This window comes from Allobosea sp. GW821-FHT10B12 (assembly GCF_059415545.1).
This window is the reverse complement of record NZ_JBWKNL010000001.1, coordinates 962,595-980,421: the sequence shown is the minus strand read 5'-3', so window position 1 is coordinate 980,421 and position 17,827 is coordinate 962,595. Positions and strand designations below refer to the sequence as shown.

Genomic DNA, 17,827 nt, shown 5'->3' with positions numbered 1-17,827 from the left:
TGCGGCTTCAGGTTGGTTTCAGGCAAAGACAGCGCGGCCGGGCGGGCGCAGCGCCTTGACGGCGCTGACCCTTGCCTGCGGCAGCATCGGGAAGGTGACGAGCGAGATCTCCCAGAGGTCGACCTTCTCCAGCCGACGCAGCCCGCTGCGCGGCTCGCTGCGGGCGCGCTGCGAGCGGAAGCCGATCGAAAGCCCGTCGACCGCGCCGTCGCGCATCAGCGCATGCAGCTCGCGGGCCCGCGCCACGGCGAGCGAGAGCCGGCCTCGAACATAAAGGCCACGCGAATCCTCGCGCAGTTCGAGCCAGCGGCCGATCGGCTGCGTCGGATCATGCTGCCAGAGCATCCTGATACCGGCGGCGCCGCGGCGGGCGAGGCTGTCGCGGAAGGCGCCGGGCTCGACCACATCCTTGCCGAGATCGGCGATGCGGAACAGGCTGGCATAGCCCTCGAAAGCGCCGTCCGGCTCGACCCGGGCCAGCGGCTGCGCCAGGAACTTGGCCTCCCGCGCCAATGCGGAATAACGAGGCGAAACGGCTCTCATCGCGCCCCTCCCCGCCCGCTACGACCACTGGCGTCGAGCTGTCCGAGCGTCTCGAAGAAGCGTCCGAACACCTCGCGCGGCTGGCGGCCGGGCCGGGGCGCCATGCCCGACCTGACAGCCGCGGGAGCCGGCCTGGGCGGCGATTTGCCACCGGTCTTGCTCATGAATCCCCTCCCTCGTAGCGGGCATTGAAGCGGGCGAATTCGCGCACGAACTCGTCGAAGCGCCGGTTGGCGGCGATCAGCTCGCGCAGGGCAAACAGCGCGAGCCCCGAGGCGCAGAAGGCCCAGAGCAGCAGCGCGAGATGGCCGAGATCGCCGCGCGCGACGATCCCCGCCGCGGCTTCATCGAAGGGACTCATGACGACACCTCCCGGCGGCCATAGCCGACCGCCTCGCGTTTCTCGTCTTCGTTGAGAAACCCAGCTGCGGAGACCCGCCGCCAGAGCGATTCCCGCTCGTCCGCCAGCGCCTCGATCGCATCGAGATCGGGCTCGAGCGAGAGCGCATCGCCGAAGGCCGGGCCGAGCCATTGCGCCAGCGACTGCGCCGTGCGCCTGACCAGCGGGATCAGCGTCTGGCGCCAGAAGGCGCGGTTGGCCTCGGCGAAATTGGCATGGGTGTTGTCGCCGGGCAGGCCGAGCAGCAGCGGCGGCACGCCGAAGGCGAGCGCAATCTCGCGGGCGGCGACGCCCTTGGCGGCGACGAAGTCGAGTTCGGCCGGCGACAATGAGAGCGGCTTCCAGTCGAGCCCGCCTTCGAGCAGCAGCGGCCGCCCTGCGTTGCGCGCACCCTGGAAACCGTCCTCCAGCTCCTGCTTCAGCCGCTCGAACTGCGCCTCGGTCAGCGTGCCGCCTTCGGGCCCGTCATAGACCAGCGCACCGGACGGCCGCGCCGCATTGTCGAGCAGCGCCTTGTGCCAGGCGCCGGCAGCGTTGTGGACGTCGAGCGAGCAGGCCGCCGCCTCGATCGGCGACAGACCGTAATGATCGTCGACCGGATGGAACAGCGACAGATGCAGGATCGGCGGCAGCGCGCCCTCGTCCTGGCTGAAGCGGATCGTCTGCGCGCCGACCGAATAGTCATAGGCTTCGGGCCAGCCATCACGGCCGGGCACCACCCGCATCCGGTCGGGCCGCAGCGCATAGAGTTCGCGCGGCTCGCGGCCGATGCTTGCCGCCTCGACATAGGCATTTCCGGCGACGAGCAGGTGACCGTAGAGCATCTCGCGGAAGGCGATGCCGCCCTGGCGCGGATTGGGCCGATCGATCAGCGCCAGCGCCGGATGCTCCGGCATCTCACGCTCGCCGACCTTGGCGATCAGCTGGGTCTGCGCCGCCGCCTCGGCGATCAGCCGGACGCAGCGATGCACCACCGGATTGCGCTGGTAGCCCTCCCTTGCAAGGGCGCCATAGTCGCGCGGCGTCCAGACCGGGCGACCGGCCTCGTGCAGGGCGATCAGCGGCCCGACGCGCGAGCGCTTCCGTTCCGGCGCGGTGAGACCGCGCAGGCTGCGAAGGAAATTGAGCATTAGTGTCTCGCTGTTGTTGCGATGGGCGGGCGCTAAAGCCCCCTCACCCGCGGCCGGCCCTTCGGCCCGAGCATCAGATGGGTCAGCGCCCAGACCAGCGCATCGAGCCGGTCGGGCGAGCGGCCTGAGCTCAGGCCGGTTGGGCCGAAGTCACACATCTCATCCTCCAGCGCCGGGAAAGCCCCGGCGTGGCGCACCCGGCCCTGCGCATAGAGCGCCGCCACCGGCTCGGCCCGCAGGAATTTCCCGCGCGAAGCCCTTACCGGCGTCACCGGCACGCCGGGATCGACCTCGCGGATGACACTTGTCGCCATCTCGCCACCCTGGTTGACCTCGACCACCAAGGCGTCGGCCTCCAGCCGGCGATAGAGCGCGACGGCGACCTGCGCCCATTCATGTGGCTTGGCGCCGGCCAGCGTCGCATCCGCCAGCACATGGCCGATGCCGTCACGGTCGATCCCGGCTGCGACGAGCCCACAAGAGTCAGCCCGCTTGGACGAAGACGCCGGCGGGTCGACCGCCACCACAATCCGCGCCAGCGGCGGCGCCTCGCGCTCGCGGCAGTCCTCGATCAGCGCCCGGCTCCAGAGCGCATCGGCACTTTCCTCGACGATCTCGCCTTCGAGCTCCTGCCGGCCGAGCCGCGTGCCGCCATAAGCCTGCTGCACGCTGTCTAGAAAGCTCGGCGCCAGGTTGAAGCGGTTGGCGCTGGTCGCGGCCCGGCTGACGGCGACGCGCGGGTCGTCGAGCAGCCGCTTGATCAACGGCAGTGGACGCGGCGTCGTCGTCACCACCTGGCGCGGCCGGTCGCCGAGCCTCAGGCCGAGTTGCAGCATGTCCCAGGTCTCCTGAAGGTTCGGCCATTTCGCCAGTTCATCGGACCAGGCGGCGCCGAATTGCGGCCCGCGCAGGCCTTCCGGATCCTCGGCGGTGAACACCTGCGCGATCGCGCCATTGCCCCATTCGAGCCGGCGCCGAGATGGCGACCAGATCGGCTTTTCCCAGCGATGATGGATCGAAAGCAGTCCGGAGACGCCCTCGATCATCACGTCGCGAACCTGCGCCTGCGTTTCGCCGACAAGGGCTATGCGGCCGACGGGTTCGGCCGCGAACGGCCATCGCCCCAGTGCGGCCCCGCGCACCCATTCGGCGCCTGTCCGGGTCTTGCCGGCCCCTCGGCCACCGAGGACCAGCCAGCTGAACCAGCTCTCATGGAAGGTGGGAAACTGATCCGGACGCGCCCACGCGGCCCAAGTCGTCAGAATAATTGGCTGCTCTTCAGGTGAGGCCGTCTCCATGAGGCGACGCACCAGTCGCGCCCGCCTCCTCGGCGGCAAGCGCCGCAAGACGGCGTCCAAGCTCGCTGCGAAGCTCATCGACCCGGCGCAATCCTTCGGCGGGGCTGGGCTCATCCTCGGACTTTCCTCCCTCCCCCGCTGCGGCAGAATCCAGAGCGACCAGCTCGCGCACGGTGCGAGCGAGCGTCGCCAGCGTCTTGGCGTCGGTCTCGCTCGCGGCGGCGCCCGCAGGTAGCTCGGCCAGATGTGCCTCATGCGCTTCGAGCTGCGTCTGCGCTGCCTTCCAGAGCTTACTGATCACGGCCTTGCGGCCGCGCGGCGCGGGCTTGCGCTTCACCGCCGGCCGAGCCGGGGCGGTCTCATCAGTCTCGTCGGTCATCGGAACCTCGGCTCGGCCCGGACACGCAAAAGCCGCCGGCTGGGCAGCGCGGCGGCTTCGTTCGTCTCAGGCGCAATTCGTGAGCGTTCCTGATCTCTACCCGATCAGCGTCACGATGTCAAGGATAAAATTCCTATTATCAGAAGAGGCATCAAACCTCCGACTTCTCCACCCATTTGATCTGGGTCTGCGGCTTGTAGGCGTCCATCTTGTCGAGCAGCGCCGCCGGGTCGGTCTCCATCATCGCCATGTCGCGATGGGCCTGCCACATGAAGCCGGCCTTCGTCGTGTTGTCGAGGAAGGCGGCGAGCGCGTCGTAGAAGCCATCGATGTTGAGGAAGCCGAGCGGCTTGCCGTGGATGCCGAGCTGGCTCCAGGTCCAGATCTCGAAGATCTCCTCGAAGGTACCGATCCCGCCGGACATGGCGATGAAGCCGTCGGAGAGCTCGGCCATGCGCGCCTTGCGGATATGCATGGTCTCGACCACGTCGAGCCTGGTCAGCTTGTTGTGGCCGACTTCCTTCTCGCGCAGCGCCCGCGGGATCACGCCATGGACCTCGCCGCCGGCTTCGAGCGCGGCATTGGCGACGATGCCCATCAGGCCGACGGCGCCGCCGCCATAGACCAGCGTCAGGCCGCGTTTGGCGATGGCCGTGCCCATGGCGCGGGCGCCCTCGGCATGGACGGGATCATGGCCCGGGCTCGAGCCGCAGAAGACACAGACTGATTTCATGAGGCGAGTGCTTGCAAGATGCGGGCCCAGGAGCGCTGGCCCTTGTGGAAGGAGGAGAGATCGTATTTCTCGTTCGGCGAATGGATGCGGTCGTCGTCGAGGCCGAAGCCGACGAAGAGCGTGTCGAGCCCGAGCGTGCGCTTGAAGTCGCCGCCGACCGGGATCGAGCCGCCGCTGCCGATGCTGACGACGCGGCCGCCCCATTCCTCGGCGAGGGCCTTGCGCGCCTTGTGCAGGACCGGGGAATCGACCGGCACCGCCAGCGCCGGCGAGCCGGAATGGCCGATGAACTCGGCGGTGACATCCTCCGGCAGCCGCTCGCGCACGAACTGGTGGAAGGCGGCGGCGATCTTTTCCGGATCCTGGTCGCCGACGAGGCGGAAGGAGACCTTGGCCGAGGCCTTGGCCGGAATGACAGTCTTCGAGCCCTCGCCGGTATAGCCGCCCCAGATGCCGTTGACGTCGCAGGTCGGGCGCGACTGGATCTGCTCGATCAGCATGCGGCCTTTCTCGCCGATCGAGTGCTTCAGCCCGATCTGGCCGAGGAACTCCGTCTCGGTCAGGTTGAGATCGGCCCATTCGGCCTTCTGCGCATTGGTCGGCTCGTGCACGCCGTCATAGAAGCCGGGAATGGTGATCCGGCCGGTCTCGTCATGGATCTCGGCGACGATCTTGGTCAGCACATGGATCGGATTGGCGGCGGCGCCGCCGAACATGCCCGAATGCAGGTCGCGGTCGGCGGCGGTCAGCCTGACCTCCTGATAGACCATGCCGCGCAGGGTCGAGGTGATCAGCGGCGTAACGCGATCCCACATGCCGGTGTCGCAGACCAGTGCAAAATCGGCCTTCAGTTCGGCCGCATTGGCCTTGATGAAGCCCGGCAGGTTGACCGAACCGGATTCCTCCTCGCCCTCGACCAGAATGGTGAGGCCGATCGGCAGGTCGCCGGTCTCGGCGAGCGTCGCGCGCATCGCCTCGATGAAGGTCATCACCTGGCCCTTGTCGTCGCAGGCGCCGCGCGCGAGGATCGCCTTGCGCCCCGGCTCGATCTCCTTGACCGCCGGCTTGAACGGATCGTTGTCCCAGAGTTCGAGCGGATCGACCGGCTGGACGTCGTAATGGCCATAGAACAGCGCATGCGGCGCGCCCGGCTTCGGGCGATGCGCCAGCACGACCGGATGGCCGCCGGTCTCGCGCAGCTCGGCCTTGAAGCCGAGGCCTTCGAGATCGGCCCGCAGCCACTCGGCTGCCTGGCGCGTCTGCGGATTGAAGGCCGGATCGGTCCCGATCGAAGGGATTTCGAGCCAGGACGACAGGCGCGCCAGCGAAGCGTCGAGATCGGCGTCGAGGCGGGAGAGGATGGCGGGAAGCTGGGACATGGCGCTCACTGGAGGCTGATTCCGGTGGCGCCATCATGCCCAGTCGCGCGGACGATACCAGCCGTCCGCGCGCATGACGGCAGATTGATTATCGCCGCCCGCCCGTGAGGCTCCCGAGCACGCCGCGCAGGATGGCGTTGCCGACCTGACGGCCGATCGAGGTCGCAGCCGAGCGCGCAGCCGAGGTGATGATCTTCTCCGTCATGCTCTGCGGCAGCGGGCCGCCACGCGAACCCGGGCCAGTCTTCGGGCGTTGCTGGGGAGCGCCACCGCCGAGCCAGCCGCCGATCGTGTCGAGGATGCCGCCGCCCCCTTCCGCCGAGGCCTCGACCGGCGAACCGTCGGCATTCATGCCCTTGCGCTTCATCAGCGCCTCATAGGCCGAGTCGCGGTCGACCATCGTGTCGTATTTGCCGGTGAAGCCGGAGTCGCGCATGCACTGCGCCCGCTCCTGCGGCGTGATCGGGCCGACCTGCGCCATCGGTGGCGCGATCAGGCAGCGCTCGACTATGGTCGGCGAGCCCTTGCCTTCCAGCGTCGAGACCAGCGCCTCGCCGACGGCGAGCTGGGTGATCGCCTGCTCGGTGTTGATCTTCGGGTTCTGCCGGAAGGTCTCGGCCGCGGCCCTGACCGCCTTCTGATCGCGCGGGGTGAAGGCGCGCAGCGCGTGCTGGACGCGGTTGCCAAGCTGGGCCAGCACCGTGTCGGGAATATCGAGCGGGTTCTGCGTGACGAAATAGACGCCGACGCCCTTGGAGCGGATCAGGCGCACCACCTGCTCGACCGCGGTCAGCAACGCCTTGGGCGCGCCGTTGAAGAGCAGATGTGCCTCGTCGAAGAAGAAGACGAGCTTTGGCTTGTCGAGGTCGCCGACCTCCGGCAGCTGCTCGAACAATTCCGAGAGCAGCCAGAGCAGGAAGGTGGCATAGAGCCGCGGATTGGCCATCAGCTTGTCGGCGGCCATGATGTTGACGATGCCGCGGCCTTCGCGGTCGGTCTTCATCAGGTCGTTGATGTCGAGCGCCGGCTCGCCGAAGAACAGGTCGCCCTTCTGGTTCTCCAGCACGAGCAGAGCGCGCTGGATGGTGCCGACCGAGGCAGAGGTGACGTTGCCGTATTTGGTCGTCAGCTCCTGCGCGTTCTCGGCGATGAAGGCGAGGATCGCCCGCAGGTCCTTGAGGTCGAGCAGCAAGAGCTTCTGCTCGTCGGCGATGCGGAAGGCGATGTTGAGCACGCCTTCCTGGGTGTCGTTGAGGTCGAGCAGGCGCGCCAGCAGCAGCGGGCCCATCTCCGAGATCGTGGCGCGAACCGGATGGCCCTGCTCGCCGAACACGTCCCAGAACACGGTGGTGAACTGGTCGGGCTCGTATTTGAGCTTGAGTTCCTCGGCGCGCTTAACGAAGGGCGGCTTGGAATTGCCGGGCGCGGCAATGCCGGAGAGGTCGCCCTTGATGTCGGCGGCGAAGACCGGCACGCCGTGCTTGGCGAAGCCCTCTGCCAGCACCTGCAAGGTCACCGTCTTGCCGGTGCCGGTCGCGCCGGTGACCAGGCCGTGGCGGTTGGCGAGCTTGAGCAGCAGCACCTCCGGCTTCTCGCTCTTGCCGATCAGGATCGTGCCGTCATCCGCCATGGTCGCGTCTGTTCCGTTGCCATAAGGTCGTGGAAAGGGTGTAGCGAAACGAGAAGTGGGGCGGAAGCATGAAGATCGCTTCCATCCGAGATAGTTTATGTGTAAACTATTTTGAGAGCACCAGAAGACTCAGTACCAGAGGACCGCACGATGGATGAACTGATCTCCCGCATCATGGCCGCTTCCGGCCTCGACCAGTCGCTGGCCCAGAAGGCGATCGGCATCATCCTCGCCTTCCTGCAGAAGGAAGGTCCCGCGGCCGAGATCGGCCAGCTGATGGCGGCACTGCCGGGCGCGCAGGAGCTCGCCGAAGCGGAAGGCGGAGCTAAAGGTGGGCTTCTCGGCACGATCGGCGGCATGATGGGCGGTGGCGGCGGCGTCATGGCGCTCGGCGGCCAGCTGATGGGCGCCGGCCTGTCGATGGGCCAGATCCAGAGCGTCTCGAAGGAAATGTTCGCGGTCGGCCGCGAGAAGGCGGGCGAGGACACGATGGGCGCGATCGTCGGCGCGATCCCGGGTCTCGGCCAGTTCGTCTGAGCGGAACTACCCCCTCGAATTACGGTAGCGCCGCCCCTATCGGGCGGCGTTTTCGTTTGCAGGCATAGGCGTTCCCTGTCGCGGGGATAGGCATTTCGGCACGGCTTTCCGACAAAGGGGGCATTTGCGTTCGCGCCGAGCCATGGCAATCAGGACTTCGCGGTTGCACAATGGACCGCCAATTGGCGCGTCTTCGATCGCCTGATGGATATGGCGGGAGGAATGCGTGCAAGGAGTTCGTTGCTGATGACCTCGACAGTCCTCGCCGACCTGCCCTTCATGGATGCTTTCCCCACCCCGGGCGAAGCGCAGTGGCGCGCGGCGGTCGACAAGGTGCTGAAGGGCGCCGATTTCGAGAAGAAGCTGGTCGGGCGGACGACGGACGGCGTCCGTATTGAACCGCTCTACGAGGCGGCATCCGAACAAGGCGCACGCCCCCTGCGCGCAGAAGCTGGGCGCTGGCGAGTCGCTGCGCGCGTCGATCATCCGGAAGCCACCGAGGCGGCAAGGCTCGCCCTCGCGGAGCTGGAAGGCGGCGCCGATTCCCTCAGCCTGGCTTTCGCCGGTGCGCCTTCGGCGCGTGGCTTCGGCCTTACCGCAACATCCGTCGAAGCACTCGATACAGCGCTCGACGGCGTCATGCTCGACCTTGTCCGCCTGCGTCTTGACCTGGCCCCCGGCGGGCGCAAGCAGGCGCTGCTGCTGGCCGATCTGGCCGAGAAGCGCGGCCATACCCCCTCCTCCCTCCAGATCGATTTCGGCATGGAGCCGATCGGCGTGCTGGCGAGCACCGGAGCGCTCACCCCCTCCTTACCCGAGCTCGGCAAACGCATCGCCGAGACGATCGCCAATCTGAAGAGGCGCGGCTTCGCCGGCCCGTTCCTCGCCGCCGATGGCCGGATCTGGCATGAGGCCGGCGCGACCGAGGCGCAGGAGCTCGGAGCCGTGCTGGCGACGGCCGTGACCTATCTGCGCCTGCTGGAGGCGCAAAGCATCCCGCTCACCGAGGCGCGCGACGCCATTTCCTTCACGCTCGTCGCTGATGCCGACGAGTTCGTCACCATCGCCAAGCTGCGGGCCGCGCGCCTGCTTTGGGACCGGGTGCAGCGCGCCTGCGGCCTCGATCCGAAGCCCGTCTTCATCCATGCCGAGACCGCTTGGCGCTCGCTGACCCGGCGCGATCCCTGGGTCAACCTGCTGCGCGGCACGATCGCTGCCTTCTCGGCCGGCGTCGGCGGCGCCGATTCGATCGGCGTGCAGCCATTCACCGCAGCGCTCGGCCTGCCCGACGGTTTCGCCCGGCGCATTGCGCGCAATACCCAATTGATCCTGCTCGAAGAAGCCAATCTCTGGCGCGTTGCCGACCCGGCCGCCGGAGCCGGCGGCTTCGAGGCACTGACGCAGGCGCTGTGCGAGCAGGGCTGGCGCAAGTTCCAGGACCTCGAAGCGGAAAGCTCCGGAGACCTGACCGGCATCGTCGGCGCCCTCGCCAACGGCCATATCCAGAAGGGGCTGTCGCGTGAGCGCGATGCCCGGGCCAAGGCGATCGCGATCCGGCGCGAGCCGATCACCGGCACCAGCGAATTCCCGAACCTGTCGGAGGCCTCGGTATCGGTGCTGGCACCGCCTCCGGCGCCCCGGCCGAATGGTGAGGCAACCGGCGCGGTCACCGTCGAAGCTCTGCCGAGCATCCGCCTGGCCGAACCGTTCGAGGCGCTGCGCGCCAGCGCCGACATCGCCGAAGCTGCCGGCGAGCGGCCCACGGCCTTCCTTGCCACGCTGGGCTCGATCGCTGGCTTCACCGCCCGCGCCGGCTTCGCGCGCAACCTGTTCGAGGCCGGCGGCATCGCTGCGCCTTCCGGCGACGGCTTCGCCAAGACCGGCGCGACCGATCTCGACGCGCTCGTCGCGGCCTTCCATGCTTCGGGCGCGAAGCTCGCCTGCCTATGCGGCTCCGACGAGGCCTATGCCGCCGAGGCGATCCCTGCAGCGAAGGCGCTGATCGCGGCCGGAGCCACGGTCTGGCTCGCCGGCCGTCCGGGCGAGCAGGAGGCGGCGCTGCGCGAGGCCGGTGTGACGAATTTCGTCTTCGCAGGCGGCGACGCCATCGCCGTGCTGCAGGATGCGCTGGCGATCGCCATATCCCCAGTCAGCACGAACAAGGGATAAGCATGCCGATCGCGCTCACCATTGCGGGCTCCGACTCCAGCGGCGGCGCCGGCATCCAGGCCGACCTCAAGACCTTCGCCGCGCACCAGGTCTATGGCGCCAGCGTCATCGTCGCGCTGACCGCGCAGAACACCACCGCGGTGACGGCGATCCATCCGGTGCCGGCCGATTTCGTCGCCGCGCAGATCGACGCCGTCTTCGACGACCTCGCGGTCGATGCGGTAAAGATCGGCATGCTTGCAACTGCCGAGCTGATCGAGACCGTCGCCGACGGGCTCGAACGCCATAACGCGAAGAACATCGTGCTCGATCCGGTGATGATCGCGGCTTCCGGCGGGCGCCTCCTGAAGGAAGATGCGATCGAGGCGCTGAAGCGCCGCCTGCTGCCGCTCTGCACGATCGTCACGCCCAATCTACCAGAGGCAGCCGCCCTGCTCGGAACCGCCATGGCGGAGACGGAAGATGCCGCCGCAGAGCAAGCCGAGGCGCTGCTCGCTCTTGGCGCAGCCAATGTGCTGGTCAAGGGCGGCCATGGCACCGGCGACGACAGCGTCGATATCCTGATCGGCAAGGATGGCCGCCGCGAGCGCCTGGTCGCGCCGCGCATCGCCACCCAGAACACCCACGGCACCGGCTGCACACTCTCCTCGGCGATCGCCTCCGGCCTTGCCCACGGCATCGCGCTCAACGAAGCGGTGGCGCTGGCCAAAAGCTATATCTCGGCCGCGATCGCGGCCTCGGACACGGTCAAGGTTGGCCGCGGCCACGGACCGGTGCATCATTTCCACCATTGGTGGGACAGGCCAGACGGGAGCAAGCCATGACCGCGATCCCGGATTTCACGAAGCTCGCTTTCGCCGATGCCGCGGCGAGCGCGGCCGCTCCTCAGAGCACGGGCGAGCTTTGGCAGACGCCGGAGGACATCCCGGTCAAGCCGCTCTACACCGCCGCCGATCGCGACGGCCTGCCCTTCGTCGGCACGCTTCCCGGCATCGCGCCCTATCTGCGCGGCCCTTACCCGACCATGTACGTCAACCAGCCCTGGACGATCCGGCAATATGCCGGCTTCTCCACGGCGGAGGACTCGAACGCGTTCTATCGGCGCAATCTTGCCGCCGGGCAGAAGGGCCTCTCGGTCGCCTTCGATCTCGCCACCCATCGCGGCTATGACAGCGACCATCCACGCGTCGGCGGCGATGTCGGCATGGCCGGCGTCGCGATCGACTCGATCTACGACATGCGCACGCTGTTCTCCGGCATCCCGCTCGACCAGATGAGCGTGTCGATGACCATGAACGGCGCCGTGCTGCCGGTGCTGGCGCTCTATATCGTCGCGGCGGAAGAGCAGGGCGTGCCGGCGGCCAAGCTCTCGGGGACCATTCAGAACGACATCCTCAAGGAGTTCATGGTCCGCAACACCTATATCTACCCGCCCTCGCCCTCGATGCGGATCATCGGCGACATCTTCGCCTACACCTCGGCGAACATGCCGAAGTTTAATTCGATCTCGATCTCCGGCTACCACATGCAGGAGGCCGGAGCGACGCAGGACCTCGAGCTCGGCTACACCCTCGCCGACGGCGTCGAGTATATCCGCGCCGGCCAGCAGGCGGGTCTTGGCGTCGACGTCTTCGCCCCACGGCTCTCCTTCTTCTGGGCCATCGGCATGAATTTCTTCATGGAGGTGGCGAAGCTCAGGGCCGCGCGGCTGATCTGGGCCAAGCTGGTCAAGGATTTCGGCGCGCAGAACGAAAAGTCGCTGCCCTTGCGCACCCATTGCCAGACCTCGGGCTGGTCGCTGACCGCGCAGGACGTCTTCAACAACGTGCCGCGCACCATGATCGAAGCGATGGCGGCGACGCAGGGGCACACCCAGTCGCTGCACACCAACGCGCTCGACGAGGCGCTGGCGCTGCCGACCGATTTCTCCGCCCGCATCGCCCGCAATACCCAGATCGTGCTGCAGCAGGAGAGCGGCACCAACCGGATCATCGATCCCTGGGGTGGCTCCTATTATGTCGAGCGGCTCACCGCCGAGCTCGCGGCCAAGGCCTGGGGCCATATCCAGGAGGTCGAAGCGCTGGGCGGCATGGCCAAGGCGATCGAGGCCGGCATCCCCAAGCTCCGGATCGAGGAAGCTGCCGCCAAGACGCAGGCGCGCATCGATGGCGGCCAGCAGGCGATCATCGGCGTCAACATCTACAAGCCCGAGAACGAAGCGGCGATCGACGTCCTCAAGGTCGACAACGCTTCGGTCCGCGCCCAGCAGCTCGACAAGCTCCGGCGGCTCAAAGCCGAGCGCAACGAGGCGGAGACGCAAGCCGCCCTCACCGCGCTGACCAACGGCGCGCAAGGCGACGGCAACCTGCTCGACCTCGCCGTCAAGGCAGCGCGGGCGAAGGCGACCGTCGGCGAAATCTCGATGGCGATGGAGACGGTCTTCGGGCGCCACCGCGCCGAGATCAAGGCGATCTCGGGCGTCTACAAGCGGGAGGTCGGCGAGATGAACCCTGCCGTGACGCGCGTGCAATTGATGTGCGAGGCCTTCGAGGAGGCGGATGGACGCCGCCCGCGCATCCTCGTCGCCAAGATGGGCCAGGACGGGCATGACCGCGGCCAGAAGGTGATCGCCTCGGCCTTTGCCGATCTCGGCTTCGACGTCGATATCGGCCCGCTCTTCGCCACTCCGGACGAGGCGGCGCGGCAAGGCGTCGAGAATGACGTCCACATCGTCGGCGTCTCCTCGCTGGCGGCAGGCCATCTGACACTGGTGCCGGAGCTGAAAGCTGCGCTCGCCAAGGCCGGCCGGCCCGACATCATGATCGTGGTCGGCGGCGTGATCCCGCCGCAGGATTTCGACGCCCTGATCGCGGCCGGCGCCTCGGCGATCTTCCCGCCTGGCACTGTCATCGCGGATGCAGCCGAGAAGCTGCTGGAGGAGCTCAACCAGCGGCTCGGCTACGCGCAGAAAAGCGCGGCGGAGTGATCCGCCGCGCTGCGCTCATTTTCAGGCCTCACCATTCACGCCAGCGGCGGTGGTAGCGCGGCGGCGGGGGCGGCGGGCCGTAGAAGCGCGGGCCCTCGTAGTGGCGACGCCAGCGCGGCACGCCCCAGTAGCCATAGGCCGGCGGCGCACGCCAGCCATAGCCCGGACCGTCATAATAGGCCTGCTGGATCAGGACGCCGGCCTCGGCCTTGCTGGGCGATGCCGCGCTGATCCCGAGCGCGGCGGCTGCGATGAGGCCGGCAGAAGCGAGAGTGCGAAACATCGTGATGTCTCCTTGTGCCGGAGCGGAAACGCTTCCCGCTCTGGCACGCACTATCGCGCCGCTCGGCTGAACCGGTTTTGAGCGGGACGTTCAGCGTCCGTTTAGCTCAGCGCCCCGCCAACGCGTCCCGCTTCATCAGCAGGGAGGCTCCGATCACCGCGACCGCCACCGCCGCGATCATGATCGTGCAGGCGGCGTTGATCTCGGGCGTCACCCCGAGCCGGATCGCCGAATAGAGCCGCATCGGCAAGGTCGTCGCGCCCGGGCCGGTGGTGAAGCTCGCGATGACGAGGTCGTCGAGCGAGAGCGTGAAGGCCAGCATCCAGGCGGCGGCCACTGCCGGCCAGATCAGCGGCAGCGTCACCGTCGCGAAGGTCTCCACCGGCGTCGCGCCAAGATCACGCGCGGCTTCCTCCAGCGAGCGGTCGAAGCCGGCGAGCCTGGCCTGCACGACGATGCAGGCGAAGCCGAGGCTGAAGGTCGCGTGGGCGATCACCACGGTCCAGTAGCCGCGCTCAACATCACCAGCGACGAAGAGCAGCAGCAGCGACAGGCCGGTGATCACCTCCGGCATCACCAGCGGCGCCATCACCATGCCGGAGAACAGGGTGCGGCCGGTGAAAATCCGGTAGCGCGCCAGCGCCAGCGCGGCCAGTGTCCCCAGCACCGTGGCAAGCGTCGCCGAGACCAGCGCGACGCGGATCGTCAGCCAGGCCGCATCGAGCAAGGGCTCGTTGCGCATGAGCGCGCCGTACCAATGCGTCGAGAAACCACCCCAGACCGTCACCAGCCGCGAAGCGTTGAAGGAATAGGCGATCAGGGCGACGATCGGCAGATAGAGGAAGGCGAAGCCGGTGACGAGCGCGGCGAGATGGAAGGCTCCGAAGCGCCTCATCGGGCTGCTCCCCTCGCCCGCTGCAGCAGCATCAGCGGCAGGACGAGCACGACGAGCAGAACGATCGCCACCGCCGAGGCCAGCGGCCAGTCGCGGTTGGAGAAGAACTCGTTCCAGAGCACCTTGCCGACCATCAGCGTATCGGATCCCCCCAGTAGATCGGGAATGACGAACTCGCCGATCGCCGGGATGAAGACCAGGGCCGAGCCCGCGAGGATGCCGGGTATCGAGAGCGGCAAGGTCACGGTCAGGAAGGTGATCAGCGGCGTCGCGCCGAGATCGGAGGCCGCTTCCAGCAAGGTGCCGTCGAGCTTCTGCAAGGTCGAGAACAACGGCAGGACCATGAAGGGCAGATAGGAATAGACCATGCCAATCAGCACGGCGGCATCGGTGTTGAGCAGGCGCAGGGGTTCGTTGGTCAGCCCGATACCCATCAGCGCCATGTCGAGCAGCCCGTCTGGCCGCAGGATGCCGATCCAGGCGTAGACGCGGATCAGGAACGAGGTCCAGAACGGCAGAATGACGAGGACGAGCAGGATGCCCTGCCAGCGCTTCGGTGCCAGCGCCATCGCATAGGCGAGCGGGTAGCCGATCGCGAGGGCGATCAGCGTGGTCAGCGCCGCGATGCGCAGCGAGGAGAGGTAGCTCTGCCAGTAGAGCGGGTCGTCGCCGAGCAGGCGGAAATTCTCCAGATCGAGCTGACCGAGGAACTCGCCGAGCTGGCCGATGCCGGGGAAATGCGGCGCATAAGGCGGCTGGTCGGTCGCGGCGTCCGAAAGCGCGATCCGCAGCACGATCACGAAGGGCGCAAGGAAGAAGGCGACGAGCCAGAGATAGGGAATGGCCGCGACCAAGAGGCCGCGCCCCGTCCCGGCACCTCGGGGAACCGGCGTGCTCACCACAGCGCTCCGCCGTCATTCCGGGGCGCTGCGCAGCAGCGAGCCCGGAACCCAGAACCGATGCGCTTCATCGAAAGAGCGAAAGCGACGCCGCACTCTTCCGACATCTGGCATCGGCTCTGGGTTCCGGGCTCAGCGCTACGCGCTGCCCCGGAAAGACGAAGGCGGTTCCAGATGGCGCTCACGACGCCAGCACCATGCCCGCCTCGACGTCCCAGGAGAGCCAGACCTTGTCTTCCCAGGCGAACGGCCGCTCGATCCGCCTGGTGCGGTTGGTCAGCGAGACCTTGAAAAGCTTGCCCTCGTCGCCGCCGACCATGACCTGAACCATGGTCATGTCGCCGAGATAGCCGATGTCCCAGATCTCGCCGGCGACCTTGTTGACGTCCTGTACCGGCTCTTCATGGCTGAGCGCGACCTTCTCGGGGCGCAGGCCGACAGTGAGCGCATCGCCCGGCCGGCAGCTCGGCGCATCCTCGTCGAGCTCGATCACGCCGGCGGGCCCGCTCTCCAGCGTGACGAGATCGCCCGCGACGGCGGTGACCCTACCCTCGATGAGGTTGATGTCGCCGACGAACTCGGCGACGAACCGGCTGGATGGCGCCTCGTAGACCAGGTCAGGCGGCGCGATCTGCAGCAGCTGGCCATGATCCATCACCGCCATGCGGTCGGCCATGGTCATGGCCTCGTCCTGGTCATGCGTGACGACCATGAAGGTCAGGCCGAGATCGGCCTGGAGGTCCATCAGCTCGTATTGCGTCTCTTCGCGCAATTTCTTGTCGAGCGCTCCGAGCGGCTCGTCGAGCAGGAGGAGCTTCGGCTGCTTGACCAGCGCGCGGGCGAGCGCGACGCGCTGGCGCTGGCCGCCCGAGAGCTGGTCCGGCCGGCGCTTCTCCATGCCCTTGAGACGCACGCGCCCAAGCATCGCGTCGACGCGCGCAGCGATCTCCACCTTGGGCAAGCCTTCACGCTTCAGCCCGTAGGCGATGTTGTCGCCGACGCTCAGATGCGGGAACAGCGCATAGGACTGGAACATCATGTTGACCGGCCGCCGGTGCGGCGGCACGGCCGTAATGTCGACGCCGTCGAGCAGGATTTCGCCCTCGTCGGGCTGCTCGAAGCCGGCGAGCATCCGCATCAGCGTGGTCTTGCCGCACCCGGACGGGCCTAGCAGCGCGAAGAACTCGCGCTGATGGATCGAAAGCGACAGCCGGTCGACCGCGACCACCGCGCCGAAGCGCTTGGTCACATTGCGGAATTCGACCAGCGGCTTGGCGGCCGGATCGTTCCAGGGCTGGAAATCCCGCCGGACGCTGCCCGGCGAGGCGCGCCTTCCAGCAGCCTCAGGCCGGTTCACCTGCCGCTCTTGACGCGAGTCCACAGCCGGTTGACCACCCGCTGCGTCTTCTGGTCGTAGGGCGTGATCGTATAGAGCCGGCCCATAACCGCATCCGGCGGATAGATGCCAGGATTGTCCCGGACCTCGGCCGAAAGCAGCGGCTTCGAGGCGATATTGCCGTTGGCGTACTGGATGAAGTCCGAGTTCTTCGCCGCCATCTCGGGCCGGTTGACGAAGTCGATGAACTTCAGCGCCGCGTCCTGATTGCCGGCATCCTTCGGGATGACGAAGGAATCGAACCACATCAGCGCGCCTTCCTTCGGGATCGAATAGGCGATCTCGACCTTGTTCTTGGCCTCGCTGGCGCGCTTCTTCGCCTGCAGCACATCGCCGGAATAGCCGACCGCCAGGCAGATATCGCCGTTGGCGAGCGCGTTGATGTATTCCGACGAATGGAACTTCTGGATGTGCGGCCGGATCTTGCGCAGCAATTCGCCAGCCTTGTTGAGATCGGCCTCGTTCTTCGAATCGGAATCGAGCCCGAGATAGCGCAGCGCCGCCGGGAACATCTCCTCGACCGCGTCGAGCACATGCACCCCGCAATTGGAGAGCTTCTTCAGCTTCTCCGGATCGAAGACGATGCTCCAGCTGTCGATGACGGCGTCGTTGCCGAGCCGCTCCTTGATCTTGGCGGTGTTGTAGCCGATCCCGGTGGTGCCCCACATATAGTTCACGGCGAACTTGTTGCCGGGGTCGTATTTCGACAGGCGCTGCTTGATCTCCGGCCAGGCGTGCTTGAGATTCGGGACTTTGGCGGTGTCGATCGGCGTATAGAGCCCGAGCGGGATGTGCCTGGGCAGGAAGGATGCGGTGACGACGACGAGATCGTAGCCGGTCTTGCCGGCGAGCAGCTTGGTCTCGACCGTCTCCATCTGGTCGAAGGTGTCGTAGACGACGGTGATGCCGGTCTCTTTCTTGAAGGCGTCGAGCACCTCCGGATTGACGTAGTCCGACCAGTTGAAGATGCGCAGTTCCTTGTTTTCCTGCGCTCCTGCCGGGCCGGCCGCAAGAGCGAGCCCGAGAGCCGCCGCAGCGGCCAAGCTATGCATAACCGACGTCAAAGTGCGCAATCTGCCCCTCCTCTAGATTTCGCGCGGGCAAGCTAACAGCTTGTAGCCAAGCCTCAACCTCGATTTCGTGATCGGCGACGCTCCGTCGCGCCTTGTT

Annotated in this window: 18 protein-coding genes; 4 read left to right on the top strand and 14 right to left on the bottom strand. The window is 67.3% G+C overall.

The annotated features are described in order from the left end of the window. Positions 1-18: 18 nt before the first annotated feature. The 9 genes from AC07O0_RS04690 to AC07O0_RS04650 form a co-directional block, all read right to left on the bottom strand. Positions 19-543, bottom strand: a complete 525-nt coding sequence (locus AC07O0_RS04690) for an HK97 family phage prohead protease (RefSeq protein ID WP_494620459.1) — start codon at positions 541-543, stop codon at positions 19-21. After that, positions 540-707, bottom strand: a complete 168-nt coding sequence (locus AC07O0_RS04685; RefSeq protein WP_494620458.1) for a hypothetical protein — start codon at positions 705-707, stop codon at positions 540-542. The genes AC07O0_RS04690 and AC07O0_RS04685 overlap by 4 nt, the downstream gene beginning before the upstream one ends. Next, positions 704-904: a hypothetical protein gene (locus AC07O0_RS04680; RefSeq protein WP_186418980.1), complete on the bottom strand. Its 201-nt coding sequence runs from the start codon at positions 902-904 to the stop codon at positions 704-706. The genes AC07O0_RS04685 and AC07O0_RS04680 overlap by 4 nt, the downstream gene beginning before the upstream one ends. Further along, positions 901-2,073, bottom strand: a complete 1,173-nt coding sequence (locus AC07O0_RS04675) for a phage portal protein (protein WP_494620456.1) — start codon at positions 2,071-2,073, stop codon at positions 901-903. Before AC07O0_RS04675 ends, AC07O0_RS04680 begins: the two co-directional genes overlap by 4 nt. A 32-nt stretch (positions 2,074-2,105) precedes the next feature. Then, entirely contained in the window at positions 2,106-3,371 is a 1,266-nt protein-coding gene (locus AC07O0_RS04670; protein ID WP_494620666.1) for a DNA-packaging protein, read from the bottom strand. Continuing rightward, the gene (locus AC07O0_RS04665) at positions 3,352-3,750 is read right to left on the bottom strand and encodes a hypothetical protein (protein WP_494620454.1); all 399 of its coding nucleotides are present in this window, start codon (positions 3,748-3,750) and stop codon (positions 3,352-3,354) included. The genes AC07O0_RS04670 and AC07O0_RS04665 overlap by 20 nt, the downstream gene beginning before the upstream one ends. 151 nt (positions 3,751-3,901) lie before the next feature. Further along, complete coding sequence (locus tag AC07O0_RS04660; protein ID WP_494620452.1) at positions 3,902-4,483, bottom strand: LOG family protein; 582 nt, start codon at positions 4,481-4,483, stop codon at positions 3,902-3,904. Continuing rightward, positions 4,480-5,862: a M20/M25/M40 family metallo-hydrolase gene (locus tag AC07O0_RS04655; RefSeq protein ID WP_494620450.1), complete on the bottom strand. Its 1,383-nt coding sequence runs from the start codon at positions 5,860-5,862 to the stop codon at positions 4,480-4,482. Before AC07O0_RS04655 ends, AC07O0_RS04660 begins: the two co-directional genes overlap by 4 nt. Positions 5,863-5,950: 88 nt before the next feature. Next, on the bottom strand, positions 5,951-7,492 hold the full coding sequence (locus AC07O0_RS04650; RefSeq protein WP_494620448.1) for a helicase HerA-like domain-containing protein: 1,542 nt from the start codon (positions 7,490-7,492) through the stop codon (positions 5,951-5,953). 150 nt (positions 7,493-7,642) lie between these two features. Here AC07O0_RS04650 and AC07O0_RS04645 point away from each other — a divergent pair, with 150 nt between their 5' ends. From AC07O0_RS04645 to scpA, 4 genes are all read left to right on the top strand, one after another. Continuing rightward, positions 7,643-8,029: a DUF2267 domain-containing protein gene (locus tag AC07O0_RS04645; protein ID WP_454025969.1), complete on the top strand. Its 387-nt coding sequence runs from the start codon at positions 7,643-7,645 to the stop codon at positions 8,027-8,029. 246 nt (positions 8,030-8,275) lie between these two features. After that, positions 8,276-10,198 (top strand): methylmalonyl-CoA mutase family protein, encoded by a 1,923-nt coding sequence (locus AC07O0_RS04640; RefSeq protein ID WP_494620445.1) that lies wholly within the window; start codon positions 8,276-8,278, stop codon positions 10,196-10,198. Further along, on the top strand, positions 10,195-11,022 hold the full coding sequence (thiD, locus tag AC07O0_RS04635; protein WP_494620664.1) for a bifunctional hydroxymethylpyrimidine kinase/phosphomethylpyrimidine kinase: 828 nt from the start codon (positions 10,195-10,197) through the stop codon (positions 11,020-11,022). Before AC07O0_RS04640 ends, thiD begins: the two co-directional genes overlap by 4 nt. Beyond that, entirely contained in the window at positions 11,019-13,184 is a 2,166-nt protein-coding gene (gene scpA, locus AC07O0_RS04630) for a methylmalonyl-CoA mutase (protein WP_494620443.1), read from the top strand. Before thiD ends, scpA begins: the two co-directional genes overlap by 4 nt. Positions 13,185-13,212: 28 nt before the next feature. Here scpA and AC07O0_RS04625 read toward each other — a convergent pair whose 3' ends face one another. The 5 genes from AC07O0_RS04625 to AC07O0_RS04605 all read right to left on the bottom strand — a co-directional run bounded on the left by AC07O0_RS04625 (position 13,213) and on the right by AC07O0_RS04605 (position 17,709). After that, complete coding sequence (locus AC07O0_RS04625) at positions 13,213-13,467, bottom strand: hypothetical protein (protein ID WP_494620441.1); 255 nt, start codon at positions 13,465-13,467, stop codon at positions 13,213-13,215. A gap of 106 nt (positions 13,468-13,573) precedes the next feature. Then, positions 13,574-14,362, bottom strand: a complete 789-nt coding sequence (locus AC07O0_RS04620) for an ABC transporter permease (RefSeq protein ID WP_494620439.1) — start codon at positions 14,360-14,362, stop codon at positions 13,574-13,576. After that, positions 14,359-15,264, bottom strand: a complete 906-nt coding sequence (locus AC07O0_RS04615; protein WP_494620437.1) for an ABC transporter permease — start codon at positions 15,262-15,264, stop codon at positions 14,359-14,361. The genes AC07O0_RS04620 and AC07O0_RS04615 overlap by 4 nt, the downstream gene beginning before the upstream one ends. Positions 15,265-15,442: 178 nt before the next feature. Continuing rightward, positions 15,443-16,618 (bottom strand): ABC transporter ATP-binding protein, encoded by a 1,176-nt coding sequence (locus tag AC07O0_RS04610; RefSeq protein ID WP_494620435.1) that lies wholly within the window; start codon positions 16,616-16,618, stop codon positions 15,443-15,445. Beyond that, on the bottom strand, positions 16,615-17,709 hold the full coding sequence (locus AC07O0_RS04605) for a polyamine ABC transporter substrate-binding protein (RefSeq protein ID WP_494620433.1): 1,095 nt from the start codon (positions 17,707-17,709) through the stop codon (positions 16,615-16,617). The genes AC07O0_RS04610 and AC07O0_RS04605 overlap by 4 nt, the downstream gene beginning before the upstream one ends. Positions 17,710-17,827 lie beyond the last annotated feature (118 nt).

Bases quoted from the DNA above. Each gene is read 5' to 3' on its own strand.
- AC07O0_RS04690 (WP_494620459.1), bottom strand. From the start codon at position 543: ATGAGAGCCGTTTCGCCTCGTTATTCCGCATTGGCGCGGGAGGCCAAG.
- AC07O0_RS04685 (WP_494620458.1), bottom strand. From the start codon at position 707: ATGAGCAAGACCGGTGGCAAATCGCCGCCCAGGCCGGCTCCCGCGGCT.
- AC07O0_RS04680 (WP_186418980.1), bottom strand. From the start codon at position 904: ATGAGTCCCTTCGATGAAGCCGCGGCGGGGATCGTCGCGCGCGGCGAT.
- AC07O0_RS04675 (WP_494620456.1), bottom strand. From the start codon at position 2,073: ATGCTCAATTTCCTTCGCAGCCTGCGCGGTCTCACCGCGCCGGAACGG.
- AC07O0_RS04670 (WP_494620666.1), bottom strand. From the start codon at position 3,371: ATGGAGACGGCCTCACCTGAAGAGCAGCCAATTATTCTGACGACTTGG.
- AC07O0_RS04665 (WP_494620454.1), bottom strand. From the start codon at position 3,750: ATGACCGACGAGACTGATGAGACCGCCCCGGCTCGGCCGGCGGTGAAG.
- AC07O0_RS04660 (WP_494620452.1), bottom strand. From the start codon at position 4,483: ATGAAATCAGTCTGTGTCTTCTGCGGCTCGAGCCCGGGCCATGATCCC.
- AC07O0_RS04655 (WP_494620450.1), bottom strand. From the start codon at position 5,862: ATGTCCCAGCTTCCCGCCATCCTCTCCCGCCTCGACGCCGATCTCGAC.
- AC07O0_RS04650 (WP_494620448.1), bottom strand. From the start codon at position 7,492: ATGGCGGATGACGGCACGATCCTGATCGGCAAGAGCGAGAAGCCGGAG.
- AC07O0_RS04645 (WP_454025969.1), top strand. From the start codon at position 7,643: ATGGATGAACTGATCTCCCGCATCATGGCCGCTTCCGGCCTCGACCAG.
- AC07O0_RS04640 (WP_494620445.1), top strand. From the start codon at position 8,276: ATGACCTCGACAGTCCTCGCCGACCTGCCCTTCATGGATGCTTTCCCC.
- scpA (WP_494620443.1), top strand. From the start codon at position 11,019: ATGACCGCGATCCCGGATTTCACGAAGCTCGCTTTCGCCGATGCCGCG.
- AC07O0_RS04625 (WP_494620441.1), bottom strand. From the start codon at position 13,467: ATGTTTCGCACTCTCGCTTCTGCCGGCCTCATCGCAGCCGCCGCGCTC.
- AC07O0_RS04620 (WP_494620439.1), bottom strand. From the start codon at position 14,362: ATGAGGCGCTTCGGAGCCTTCCATCTCGCCGCGCTCGTCACCGGCTTC.
- AC07O0_RS04605 (WP_494620433.1), bottom strand. From the start codon at position 17,709: ATGCATAGCTTGGCCGCTGCGGCGGCTCTCGGGCTCGCTCTTGCGGCC.